Below are 12,591 nucleotides of genomic sequence, written 5' to 3'. Positions count from 1 at the left end.
GTATGAAAGCAATATCCGTCGCTGACGATAAGAAACTACAGCTTATTGAAGCCCCCGCCCCCACCCTACAACCGGGTGAAGTTTTGGTTGAAGTTCGCGCCGCGGGCGTCAATCGTGCAGACATTCTTCAAGCCGCAGGCCACTACCCACCACCGAAAGGCGAGTCGGAGATCATAGGCTTGGAATGCGCTGGCATCATCGTCGATCCTGGCACGACTGATCGCCAAGTCGGCGAGGAAGTTGCCTGCCTTTTGGCTGGCGGCGGCTACGCCGAATTCGTCGCAGTCCCAGAGGGCCAACTACTACCGATTCCCCAAGGATATTCCTTCGCTGAGGCAGCCGCTGTTGTCGAAGTGGCCACCACCGTGTGGTCAAATATTGGCATGTTGACCGGCCTTAACGCCGGGCAGACCTTGTTAATTCACGGTGGAGCTGGCGGCATCGGCACCTTCGCCATTCAATTGGCAAAGCACATGGGTGCAACCGTTGCGGTAACTGCAGGCAGCCCAGAGAAGCTTCAAACCTGTAAGAAATTGGGGGCGGACATCCTCATCAATTACCGAGAACAAGATTTCGCCGAGGTGTTGAAAAACACATGCGATCGCATCCTCGACATCATGGGAGCGAAATATCTAGATCAAAATCTCACTGCACTTGCCCTAGACGGCCATATGGTCACTATTGGATTGCAAGGTGGAGTAAAGGGCGAATTGAATATCGGCAAACTGCTGACAAAACGCGGAACAATTTCCGCAACCGCATTGCGGGCCCGCGATCGGGAGGACAAAGCCCGAATCGTTTCCGATACCATCGCCAATGTATGGCCGCTGCTGGAATCAGGTGTAATCAAGCATCAGATTCACGCCACCTTGCCTATGGCGGAAGCACAGCGAGCACATGAGATGTTGAAGAATGGTGAAGTGACGGGCAAACTCGTACTCACCATGGATTAGAGCGTTTATCATCCCGCCTGGGCGGCGTCGAAAAGCTTAAGGCGGGCACGTGCCTTAAGCCAACGACGCTAACACTCGCACTAGTTGGTCTACGTCGTGGGTGGTGTTGTACGGCCCCAGCCCAACGGTAATGGCACCATCCGTCTCTGCTAACCCCATCGAGGTCAAAACCGGGTCGTCGGAAGCAATGGTGGTAACCATGCGGTTGGTTATAAGTCGGTTGTGAATCGTCTCCGCTGGTACGCCCGGAATGCAGAACGTTACCCGAGGAATTCTAATCGCAGTGGAACCGAAGGCCACCTCGCCAGTCACGCCAAAAACGTGCAAGCGGGTCATGGCATTGAGTGAATCAGCCAGGTAATCAGCCAGGTAGCGCAAGTACCCCCCGGCTTCTTCTAAGCTTGTCATCAGTCGATCCCGGCGTCGCCCTCGATCTTGTTCCACCAAGTTTGCAATGTGGTCAACGGCGGCTGGCACCCCGGCTGCTAACCCCGGCGCAACGTCGTTGATAAAGGCACTCATATCCATCCGGGGGAACATGGAGACATCCCGTAACGCCAATGCCGCAACCTGCGGGCCCCCGAAGGCGGTGCAGTCGACCGCCACCATGTCTACACCGAGATCCTCAACAGCGATGGAGGAAAACCCGGCTAGTCCGGTTGCGTCAACCAAAACCCAGGCTCGGGAATGGTCCCGGACGTTTTCCGCGATCCGGGCAACATTATTAACCGTTCCCAGCTGCGGGTGTACCGCTGATAGTGTCACGAGCCGGGTCGCCCCGGTGACAAGTTTTGCGTACTGCCATGCGGGGACTTCACCATTGCCGAGGTCTGGTTCTGCGTAGTGAACATCGGTGTGGTCGATCTGTCGAACATCGGCACGGGAGGCAAGCAGTGAGCCACGTCGAAGCACAGGGCGCAGCGCCTGATTCAGTCGTGAATATAAAACATCAAGGCTAGGGGCTAGCACAACTGCTTCGGGTGAGGTGCCGGTTAAATCTGCGATCGCGTACCGCGCGGAGGCAAATTGTGATTCTGCCCCCAATCGCCCTCCTTCGGGGGTAAGCATGTGGTTGCTCTTAAAGGGATCTGTGAATTCCACAACCGAGGAAAGCCGGAATCCGCGCGCAACCGCCGACGATACCCGCTCGGGTATTTGCGGCTGCGCATGGGCGCACAAATATGTCCAGCCATCACCAAGTGAGGTGTACAAACCTCGAACGCGGGCAACGTCAAAGACCATCAGTACTCCTTTAGTGTGTACACAACCAACGCATAAATAGTATGCCCTCCATGCCCATTTAGCGCACCAAGCCAGCTAAGCTAAACATTTGTGCAGGATCAAGAAGACTACAAAAAGCTCGACTCAGCCCTGAGGGCTAAATTGTCGAATCAAATTGACCGTATCACTGCGGCGGCCGCTTCGGACCCAGAACCGTCAGAATCTAAGACTTTCAAGGCCGCATGGCACGATTTGGTTCGTGGTTTTAAACAACACGAACTGTGGTTGAGTTTGGGATGGCAAGACATCAAACAGCGTTATCGCCGTTCGGTGCTAGGTCCGTTGTGGATTACCATCGCCACCGGCGTGATGGCGTTGGCTCTTGGTCTGTTGTACTCGGTTTTGTTTAAAATTCCGGTAGCCGAATTTCTCCCCCACGTCACAGTTGGCTTAATCATGTGGACGTTTATCTCAGGCTGCATCAAGGAAGGCGCCCAGGTTTTCATCGAAAACGAAGGCCTTATTAAGCAACTGCCTTCCGCACTATCGGTTCATGTATACCGCCTGGTATGGAAACAAACGCTATTTTTGGGCCACAACCTAGTTATCTGGGTGATCCTCATGCTCATTTTCCCGCGCGCATTGGGCTGGGATGCATTGCTAGCGATCCCCGCGATGATATTGCTGGTGGCAAACGGCGTGTGGGTGTCGATGTTCTTCGGCATCATTGCCACCCGTTACCGTGATGTCGCCCCGCTCCTGGAAGCTGGGGTTCAGTTATTGTTCTATGTCACCCCGATCGTATGGATGACCCAAACGCTCAAAGATCAAGGCGGAACAATCTCGGAACGAGCAAAACTCGCGCAGCTTAATCCGCTGTATCACTACATGGAAGTAGTACGTGCGCCGTTAATCGGTGCAGAATTGCCAACATATCACTGGTGGGTAGTGCTCGCGTGCACCATAGCTGGTTTAGCGGTGGCCATGCTGGCCATGCGCCAGTGGCGGTTTAGGGTGAGTTACTGGGTTTAAGGCAGGAGTTTTTCAATGGTTTCGATCGACACCTATAACGCATGCGTGGATTTCCCCATTTTTGACGCGAAGTCCCGTTCGATGAAAAAAGCATTCCTAGGGGCAGCCGGTGGCGCCATCGGCCGGAATAAAGACAACACCGTTGTGGTTGAGGCGTTGAAAAACGTCAATCTACATCTGCGAGAAGGAGACCGGGTAGGTTTGGTTGGCCACAACGGTGCCGGGAAGTCCACGCTGTTGCGTTTGCTTTCTGGGATCTACGAGCCAACCCGAGGTTCGGCCCACATTAGAGGCCGGGTTGCGCCCGTCTTTGATTTAGGTGTGGGAATGGATCCGGAAATTTCCGGATTTGAAAATATCGTTATTCGGGGGTTGTTCTTAGGGCAGACCCGAAAGCAGATGAAGCAGAAAATGGATGAGATCGCCGAGTTCTCCGAGTTAGGCGATTATCTAGCAATGCCGCTGCGCACCTATTCCACCGGCATGCGGATCCGGCTAGCGTTGGGCGTAGTTACCTCCATTGAGCCGGAGATTTTGCTTCTCGACGAGGGGATCGGCGCAGTGGATGCCGCATTTATGGCCAAAGCGCGTACTCGGCTCCAAGAACTTGTGGAGCGTTCCGGTATTTTGGTTTTCGCCTCCCACTCCAATGACTTCTTGGCACAATTATGCGATACCGCCTTATGGGTAGATCACGGTGAAATCCGACAAGTAGGCCCAATCCCCGATATCGTCGAAGCCTACGAAGGCGAAGGTGCTGCAAATCATGTGCGTCGGGTGCTTCTAGATTTAGAAAGACACAAAGCACAGTCGTAACCAACGGGATAGGACACTACCTATAAAAACTCAAGCACCCACGGAACGTCACCTTAGAGGTGGCGTTCTCAATGCTCTGGCTCTGCTGGTGCGAAACCAAGCATCACTGCAAGTTCGGGGCGAACTCCGTCGATGGTAACGGTGACGTCCGAGCGTCGATAAGCATCCGGTGACAGCGCTGCCCCGATGACCGGCTGCAACGATCCGTCGTAGACCGGGCTGGTTCGATCCGTTAGGAAAACGCTATACCCAAGTTTTTCACTTACCCGCGCTGACGCGGTATTGCCCTCGTGCCAGCCTGTTTCTACCCGCAAAGCCCCGAAAACATCAAAAGCAAGCTGGATTAATGCGTGCCGTATCAGCGAACCGTAGCCAAGTCCCTGGTGTTTGTACAACACCCAGGAACCAGTTTCAGCGGTGCGGTTTTCGGCGAAATTAGTCGCCCGTATGTCCATCCCGCCGATAACCTCGCCGGTTTCGGCATCACGCGCAACGAAATCCAGCGACCACGATTCCGGTTTTAATTGTGCACGATTATTCCACCGAAACTGGAAAGACGCAGCAACGCGCTCCGGATATGGCGCATTAAGCCAGCAAAAAGCATATGGGGGCAATTCCGGCCCATAGATATCCGCTTCGTTAACGTTGCTCATTTCAACCAAATCGTCATCCCGAACCACGCGTAGAATAACTTTTCGCTCACCGGCCGCAGCGGTGATATTTAGCGCAAATGGCGGCCAAAATTGTGCCAAAGTGTCCATTTCCACACCTTAACCAATGTCGAAAATTCGCTGCAACATCAATTTTATTCATGGTCACCACCCTAGACTATGCGGTTCAGATTTATCTAGACTAAGTTGTCTGCCATGACCGATCTTTGGCAATTAGCCCACACGTTACGCACTGAACATACCTTTGTTGATCTCACCCACGCCTTCCAATCAGGACAACCCCGGTTTCATCTGTTACCTGATGAAGAACGAACCACGCTCTTTAACGTTCCGGAACATGGTTTTGAAGTCACCCAATATAGCTTCGTAGGACAATGGGGCACCCATGTTGATCCACCCGTACACTTCGTTGCAGGAGCACGCACCTTAGACAATATCGATGTCAAGCAGATGATCCTGCCGTTGGTGGTCTTGGATTTCACAGCGCAGGTTGCCGCAGATGCGGATTTCACACCAGAAATTGCGGATATAAAGCGATGGGAAGCAGATCACGGAACGATTCCCGCTGGGGCTTTCGTGGCGTTTCGCTCTGATTGGTCCAAGCGTTGGCCCGATCCAGAATTGGTAGCCAATAAAGACGCCGATGGCATCGCCCACTACCCCGGTTGGAACCCGGAGGTTGTCGAATGGCTTATCACCAAGCGAGACATCACCGCGATCGGCCATGAGACCACCGACACCGACCAGGGCATCGTGGTTTCCGGCGGCACACTCCCCGCCGAATTGCTTCTTCTCCAGCACGATAAATGGCAGATCGAGCTATTAGCCAACCTAGACCAAGTGCCAGCTACCGGGGCGCTTATCGTGGCCACCTGGCCCAAGCCATTAAACGGCACCGGCTTCCCGGCGCGCGCCTTCGCCATCGTTTAAGCCGCCTGCGCATCAGCTTGGGAGGTTTTGATATGCCAGATCTGTGGCAGGTAGCCCAGCAGTTGCGCCACCTGCAGTTTGTGGATCTTAGCCATGGGTTTGGCCCGGGGATTCCGAAATTCCCAACCGACCCGGACGAGACACAACGCGACATACCACACCTGCCCCAACCTGGTTGCCTAACAACGGCATTTTCCTTGGTAGGCCAATGGGGTACCCATGTGGATGCCCCGGCGCATGCGGTGGTGGGCGGGCGGCGGCTAGATGAGATTCCCGTTTCCGAGATGATTTTGCCGTTAGTGGTTTTGGATTTCACAGCACAGGTTGCCGCCAACGCGGATTTTACGCTGGGTATTGCCGATATTTATAAGTGGGAAAATCGTCACGGCCAGATACCAAAGCACGCTTTCGTGGCATTTCGCTCCGATTGGTCCAAGCGTTGGCCCGACCCAGAACTCATGTCCAATAAGGACGCCAACCGCATAGCCCACTACCCTGGCTGGAGCCCGGAAGCTATAGAGTGGCTAGTGGCCGAACGCCAGATCACCGCCATTGGTCATGAGACTCTTGATACTGATCCTGGTGTCTTGGTGTCGCGTGACCAATTTCCGGCACAGTTGCGGATCTTAGGGTTGGGTCGGTGGCAGATTGAGCGAATGACTGGGCTTGACCTAGTACCAGCGACGGGGTCATTGATGATTGCGGCGTGGCCGAAACCTAGGTTGGGCACGGGGTTCCCGGTCCGGGCGGTTGCCGTGCTACCAATGACAGTATGACTGACACTGCCCAGCGCACCATTTTGTCCCGGTTACTCACCGCGCTACGGGAAGAGGAATTACTCACCGACAACTCGGTGTTAGATTCCATCTCCCCAGATGCCGACCCGGTAGCGGTTTTAGAAGCGGTGCGCGCCGTGTTGGCTGTGCCGGCTACTAATTTTGAGCGCACCGCGTTGGAGTTAGCCGATAGTGTTGTAGGTTTGGCCCGGGCGCGGGCTGGGGTGGCGCGCCGCTATGCGGGCCGCACTGAACTTGGGAATCTGGAACAGATCGTGTGTGAGGGACACCCTAAGCACCCGTGTGCAAAAACAACGTTGGGTTTAGGCCCTGGGTTTGCGCAGGTTCTACCGGAGCAAGTAGAAAGTTTCGATTTGCCGTTTCTGGCGGTGCGAGAAACGATCGTCGATCAAAGCGGCATTCCAATTATCACCGCATTGCAGGAGAATATTCCGGGGTTAGCTGCGCGGTTAGCGGATGAAGTTCCTCCGGGTTTTGTGGCAGTGCCAGTGCATCCCTGGCAATTGGCGAATGTGGTACAGCTCTCGGATGATATTCGGTTGTTAGAGACGACCGCCCGGGCGGAACCGCTCATGAGTGTGCGTACTTTGCGGGTGTCTGATGAAACCGGGTGCGTTCATATTAAGACCTCGGTAAGTTTTCAGCTCACAGGCGCGATCCGGGGAATTTCTCCGGCTGCGTTAGCCGGCCCTGTCATCGCGGAAGAAGCAATCGCCGCTATTCGACGCCGTGGCATCGCACCATATACGGTTGACGACACCCCCGCGTTTTCTGTGGGGCATGATCTGGCTGGGGTGCGGGTGTCAGACGATTTGGGGGCGATCGTGCGTGCTGAGCCGGAGGGGATTCCGGTGGCAGCGCTGATGGCCACCAACCCGATCACCGGGAAACTGCTTTTTCATGAGGTGCTGGCCGAATCAGGTATGACAGCTGCCGAATGGTTCGGCCGATTAGCCCATATTCTCGTCACTCCGGCACTGGAGTTAGTGGAGTACGGCCTGGCGCTGGAACCCCACCCGCAGAATACTGTGCTCAAGCTGCGTGATGGTGTGCCCTATGCGGTAACGGTCCGGGATTTTGGCGGTTGCCGCATCGTGATGGATTCGCCGTTTTACCAACAACGTGAGTGGGATTTTTTGGCAGATACCGCATTGATTTGCCCCGATTATGACACCGCCCGAGCGAAACTGATCTATCCGATGATTAGCAATTTGATCCTGGGGCTATGTGACGCTGCCGGGATTGACCCTGCTGATATTGAGATAGATGGCTTGCCCCACCGGTTGCCACGAAAGCGAGTATTGGGAATGCGACTATCTGGTGCTGTAACCGAACAGGATTATGTGTGGTTTGATAACCCGATCAGTATCCCGCCTGCCACTGATGAAACCGAGTGGGCCAAAGAACATGTACTAAGCCGGTTAGCTGTGGCTAAAGAAATGGAGCAGGTAGCTAAAGACCCCCACGCCGACGATATTGATAATGCGATTGCGACGTTGGCGCAGGTTAAGCAGGTCGTCGAAAAGCGACGGCGGAATCTTCCGGTAGTACCGGTCGATTTTGTGGGAGTATTGGCGGATTCGCTGACCATTACCGGGCATAACGTTCACCCGTTAGCAAAGCTCAGACGGGGCTTTAGCTTGGAAGATTCTAGGCTGTATGGTCCGGAGAATTTTCGGGTCACCCACCTCAAACTGATCGGTGCGCCGGTAGGGATGCTCAATGAAACTGGCGATGTCACCGCGATCTTGCGGCGAGAATTTCCGGACCTAGTCCCAGATACCCCACTGCGGATCGTTCCGGTGCATCCGTGGCAGTGGGAACATGTTATCGCCCCGCAGTTCCGCGAGAAGGTGGTGGATTTTGGCGCCACGTTGCCGGTACTGCCTACTATTTCCATGCGTACCGCACTGACGTATCATCGAGGAACCTCAGGGCAACGGTTGTACATCAAAACCTCGATTGATGTGGTGCTTACCTCCACCCGGCGGTCGATGTCGGCGGATTCAGCACTGGGTACGCCGAAAGTGGCGGGCTTTATTGCCAGGCTTTTGGCTCGTACTAATCCTACTGTGACGGTATTGCCGGAAATCGCTGGTTGTGCCTATCGGGGAGTGATTTTTGATCCCCGCATTAGCCGCAGCCTCAGTACCCTTATCCGGTCGGCGGATATTGGTTCGGCAGCGGTAGCGATTTCCGCGACGGCGTTGCGCACCGAAACCCCACCCGAAGATTACGTCCGCGACCTGCTTGAAACGGTGTTGCCAACCATGTGGAATCATGGGATAGCGTTGGAGGCACATCTGCAAAACACAATGTTGCTTTTCGACGACTCCGGTGTCTACACCGGGCTAGGTCTACGAGATTTCTCCGGTATTCGAGTATTAAAGGAACGCGCTTTGGACATTCCGCTGGAAGACGGGGCGATCACCTTGACCGAGGATCACGCCGAGTTTTGCAATAAGGGCTATTACGCCACCTTCCTGGGGAACTTGGCCGGTTTCCCCTGCGATTGGAACCGTATTCGCGAGATCGTTGACGAGTTGATCGCTACGCATAATCCACCGGAAGAAGACATTGCTGCGCTGCTGTCTCCAACGATCAAACAAAAAGCGTTTGTTCGCATGGCATTGGATCCGCAGGCTGGGGATATCTACATCGATATCCCCAATCCGTTGGTTCCAGTGGAGCAGCCCGTAGCCGATTAGCCGAACTGGTTGGGTGGGGTGATTAGGTGATAGCCGCTGGTTGTCGGCGGCGCAGCCTAAGGTGCACTAGCCACACACCGAGGAAAACCAGACCATCGACGAATGCCATCGTTGGAGATGTCGCGGTGTCGAGATGATACGCCACCCAGAACCCTGCTTGGGAGCTTATCAACGCTACCAACAGGGTTACCACCAGCATCATTCCTTGAGAATGGGTGATAAGCAACGCGGTGGCCGCAGGAACGATCATCAGTGCCACCACCAACACGGCACCAGCAGCGTTGAAAGCCACCACCACTGTCAGCGACACCAGGATCATCACCACATAATCCAACAGTCGATGCTTGATCCCGATGCTGCGGGCAAATACCGGATCAAAGGTGGTTATGCTTAACGGACGATGCGCTATAACAATCACCGCCAGGGTGATAAGCCCTGCCGCACCGACCACCCACATGTCCTTAGGGCCTAGGTCATAACCACCTATTTCCAGATGGGTCAGTGCTGCGACGTTTAAGTCTCCGACCAATACCGTATGTTCGGAAATGGTTGTTGAGGTAAACCGGGTGGAAATAAGAATCACGCCGATTGCAAAAAATGCTGGGAAGATGAGCCCAGTTGCTGAATCTTCGGTAAAACGTTTGCGCCCCCGAAGCCACTCGGTGGTTGCCATCACCACAACCCCGCCGATGGTCGCCCCGATGATCAGGACCGGTGAGCGTGGCGAGGATGCCCACAACGCGGCCACCGCAATTCCAGGTAAAACTGCATGTGCTAATGCGTCCGACAGCATTGCTTGTCGACGCAACACCAGCACTACGCCCGGCAAGGCTGCCGTCATGGACACAACCGCAGCCAGTAATGACACGGAAACGGCGAAGCTCATCCAACCCCTCCTCGGCTAGGTGTAATCACCATAGAAATAGCAACAATGATGCTTAGCACGATGACGATAACCGGGCCGGTGGGAACTTTGCCAACCGCAACTGAGATATACGTACCAATCACCGCTGCGCACGCCCCGAACACTCCAGACAGTAAAGCCATTTGGCCGACCGTGCGGGAGAATTGCCGTGCCGCTGCTGGCGGGAAAACTGCGAATGCGATCATGAGGATAAGCCCAACGGCTTTGACCCCGATAACGATCGCTAAGACGATAATGCCGAATAGCACCGGCGAAATACGCTGAGTGCGCACCCCACTTACCTGCGCCAAGGTTGGGTCGAAAGTAAGAAGGTTAAACGGCCGCCACATGAGCGCCAAAATAACGAAAACCACCGCAGTTACCACCGCGATTGTCGTGACATCCAAATTGGTTAAGGTTGCTGCATTGCCAAACATCAATTCTTCAATGCCCCCTTTGCCTTTGATACGGGAACGCTGAATGATTTGCAGCAGCAATAACCCACCGCCCAAGAATAAAGACAGCATCACAGCCATCGTCGCATCAATTCCAATTCGGGTTGTTTCCGCCACCCTATTGGCCAAAACCACCGATAACAGGCCGGTAACCAACGCGCCGACCACGATCACCGGCATGGATCTGGCATCAAACCCTGCGGCAGTAAGCCCAACGATTAAAAACGCACCCATCACACCTGGGGTGGCAGAGTGTCCAATAACATCAGACATCAACGATTGGCGACGCAAGTATAAAAATGCCCCCATCGCGCCGGAACACGCACCAATAAGCACGGTTCCTATCACTATGCGCCGGTAGGAGAATTCCGAAAGAAAATCGAGCAGGCTTATCACAATAACCCCAACCCAAATGCAGTGTTGATATTGTCCCTGGTAAATGCAGTATCCACCGGCCCACAGGCAACTACTTGTTTATTCAGAATGCACACATGGTCGCATAATTCTGTCACGGTGGAGAGGTCATGATGGACAATGGCGATGGTCGCACCAGCATCACGCAATTCGTGCAGCACGCCGCGAATCACCTTTTCACTGGCGGCATCCACACCGGCAAATGGTTCATCCAATAGATAGAAATCTGGTTTCTGTACCAAAACCCGGGCTACGAAAACGCGACGGCGTTGACCGCCGGAAAGCTCAGAAATTTGCCGCTTAGCTAATTCGGTAATTCCAACCCGCTCCATAGCATCAGCTACCCGGGCACGGTGGGCGGGGTTCATCCGTTTAAACCAACCCAATTCGCTATATAACCCCATAGCGACAACTTGTTCCACTGTGATGGGATAATCCCAATCAACAGCAGCAGCCTGCGGCATGTAGGCAACCCGGTCTCGCACACTATCGAGCTCCTGCCCGAAGAACAAGCACTCACGTGACGTACTAGGAATCAGCCCTAATGCGGCCTTGATAACGGTGGATTTTCCGGCACCATTGGGGCCGATCAACCCCATTACCGCCCCCTTAGGGACGGTAATGGTGGCATCTTCAACGGCTAAGGTCGCGCCGTATGCAACGGTAAGGCCTTTGATGGTCAATGCATCCATCGATGACCCTAGCTGAGCGCTTCAGCGATAGTATCCGCATTGTACTTAAGGACACCTATATAGGTATCGGTCGGTGCGGACTCCCCTAGAGAGTCAGCAAACAGTTCCTTCTCTGAGATGATAACTTCCCAGCCTGCGGCTTTGACTGTTTCTTGCAACGAGTTAATGGCCTGCGGGTTTGCAAGATTATCCTGGAAAATCGTCTTGATCTTCTTCTCCGCAATGAACTCGCCTAGCTCTTTCAATTCCGCTGCTGAAAGTTCTGACTCGGAGGTAACAAAGTCGGTGGCGTGGATCTCTAGTCCGAATTGCTTACCAAAGTAATTGAAGGCATCATGTCCGGTAATCAGGATGCGGTTTTCTTCTGGGATAGTATTGATCTTCTCTTCAACGTACTTAGCGGCTTCGTCAATTTCTTTAGAGAATTTCTCCGCGTTCTTTTTATAAGTATCTGCGTTCTTCTCATCTACCGCCACGAGTTTTTCGGTGATAGCTTCAACGACATATTTCCAGTTTTCGGTGGAATTCCATACGTGCGGGTCGTAAAGTTTCTCACCGGCCTCGCCCAACTCTGGCCAATCCAGCCGGTCTGATTCTGGGATATTCTCGCCCACAGCAACCTGGCGATCCCCCTGTGCTTCCAGCTGATCAATCATCTGGGCTTCCATGTGAAGGCCAGTCCAAAATACCACGTCGGAGTTTTTGATCTTCTCAATATCTTGGGTGGTTGGTTGATAGGTGTGTGGGTCACCACCAGGACCAACCATGACGGTCAGGTCGGCATCAGGTGCGATATTTGCCACAGCATCACCGATATATCCGGTGGTGGCAAAGATGGTCAACCCTTCAGCTTTCGCCGTATCTGTAGCTGTATCAGTAGCGCATGCGGTAACGCCAGTAAGTAATGCGCTTGTTGCTAGCACAGCGCCGATTTTCTTGAAATTGATTCTCATAGTTTTTTAGCTTAAACGCCATTTAAGTCGGGTTTTTACCGTATG

Annotated in this window: 12 protein-coding genes; 6 read left to right on the top strand and 6 right to left on the bottom strand. The window is 53.9% G+C overall.

The window, feature by feature from the left end:
* Positions 1–2: 2 nt before the first annotated feature.
* Positions 3–953, top strand: a complete 951-nt coding sequence (locus CMUST_RS00660) for an NAD(P)H-quinone oxidoreductase (protein ID WP_047260901.1) — start codon at positions 3–5, stop codon at positions 951–953.
* A gap of 54 nt (positions 954–1,007) precedes the next feature.
* Here CMUST_RS00660 and CMUST_RS00655 read toward each other — a convergent pair whose 3' ends face one another.
* Positions 1,008–2,195: an aminotransferase class V-fold PLP-dependent enzyme gene (locus CMUST_RS00655; protein ID WP_047260900.1), complete on the bottom strand. Its 1,188-nt coding sequence runs from the start codon at positions 2,193–2,195 to the stop codon at positions 1,008–1,010.
* A 129-nt stretch (positions 2,196–2,324) separates the two neighbouring features.
* Here CMUST_RS00655 and wzm point away from each other — a divergent pair, with 129 nt between their 5' ends.
* Together wzm and wzt are read left to right on the top strand one after the other, a co-directional pair.
* Positions 2,325–3,206: a galactan export ABC transporter permease subunit Wzm/RfbD gene (gene wzm / locus CMUST_RS00650; RefSeq protein WP_047263241.1), complete on the top strand. Its 882-nt coding sequence runs from the start codon at positions 2,325–2,327 to the stop codon at positions 3,204–3,206.
* 15 nt (positions 3,207–3,221) lie between these two features.
* A complete protein-coding gene (gene wzt, locus CMUST_RS00645; protein WP_047260899.1) occupies positions 3,222–4,022 on the top strand; it encodes a galactan export ABC transporter ATP-binding subunit Wzt/RfbE in 801 nt (266 codons plus the stop codon).
* A gap of 68 nt (positions 4,023–4,090) precedes the next feature.
* On the opposite strand, the gene CMUST_RS00640 is transcribed toward wzt, so the two are convergent.
* Positions 4,091–4,783 (bottom strand): GNAT family N-acetyltransferase, encoded by a 693-nt coding sequence (locus tag CMUST_RS00640; protein WP_047260898.1) that lies wholly within the window; start codon positions 4,781–4,783, stop codon positions 4,091–4,093.
* A 105-nt stretch (positions 4,784–4,888) separates the two neighbouring features.
* Here CMUST_RS00640 and CMUST_RS00635 point away from each other — a divergent pair, with 105 nt between their 5' ends.
* The 3 genes from CMUST_RS00635 to CMUST_RS00625 are packed head-to-tail and all read left to right on the top strand — an operon-like array spanning position 4,889 to position 9,128.
* Complete coding sequence (locus CMUST_RS00635; RefSeq protein WP_047260897.1) at positions 4,889–5,623, top strand: cyclase family protein; 735 nt, start codon at positions 4,889–4,891, stop codon at positions 5,621–5,623.
* A 32-nt stretch (positions 5,624–5,655) separates the two neighbouring features.
* The gene (locus CMUST_RS00630) at positions 5,656–6,399 is read left to right on the top strand and encodes a cyclase family protein (protein WP_047260896.1); all 744 of its coding nucleotides are present in this window, start codon (positions 5,656–5,658) and stop codon (positions 6,397–6,399) included.
* Positions 6,396–9,128, top strand: coding sequence for an IucA/IucC family protein (locus tag CMUST_RS00625; RefSeq protein WP_083987376.1), 2,733 nt, complete (start codon positions 6,396–6,398; stop codon positions 9,126–9,128). Before CMUST_RS00630 ends, CMUST_RS00625 begins: the two co-directional genes overlap by 4 nt.
* Positions 9,129–9,150: 22 nt before the next feature.
* On the opposite strand, the gene CMUST_RS00620 is transcribed toward CMUST_RS00625, so the two are convergent.
* Genes CMUST_RS00620 through CMUST_RS00605 form a run of 4 tightly spaced genes read right to left on the bottom strand, consistent with a single transcriptional unit; the run spans position 9,151 to position 12,546 of the window.
* On the bottom strand, positions 9,151–10,014 hold the full coding sequence (locus CMUST_RS00620) for a metal ABC transporter permease (protein ID WP_047260895.1): 864 nt from the start codon (positions 10,012–10,014) through the stop codon (positions 9,151–9,153).
* Complete coding sequence (locus tag CMUST_RS00615; RefSeq protein ID WP_047263239.1) at positions 10,011–10,880, bottom strand: metal ABC transporter permease; 870 nt, start codon at positions 10,878–10,880, stop codon at positions 10,011–10,013. Before CMUST_RS00615 ends, CMUST_RS00620 begins: the two co-directional genes overlap by 4 nt.
* Positions 10,880–11,593: a metal ABC transporter ATP-binding protein gene (locus CMUST_RS00610; RefSeq protein ID WP_047260894.1), complete on the bottom strand. Its 714-nt coding sequence runs from the start codon at positions 11,591–11,593 to the stop codon at positions 10,880–10,882. Before CMUST_RS00610 ends, CMUST_RS00615 begins: the two co-directional genes overlap by 1 nt.
* Positions 11,594–11,601: 8 nt before the next feature.
* Entirely contained in the window at positions 11,602–12,546 is a 945-nt protein-coding gene (locus CMUST_RS00605) for a metal ABC transporter substrate-binding protein (protein ID WP_047260893.1), read from the bottom strand.
* Positions 12,547–12,591 lie beyond the last annotated feature (45 nt).

The organism is Corynebacterium mustelae, assembly GCF_001020985.1.
Taxonomy (GTDB): Bacteria; Actinomycetota; Actinomycetes; order Mycobacteriales; family Mycobacteriaceae; genus Corynebacterium; species Corynebacterium mustelae.
Note: the sequence above shows the minus strand (reverse complement) of the source record. Positions and strands in the feature narration are given on the sequence as shown.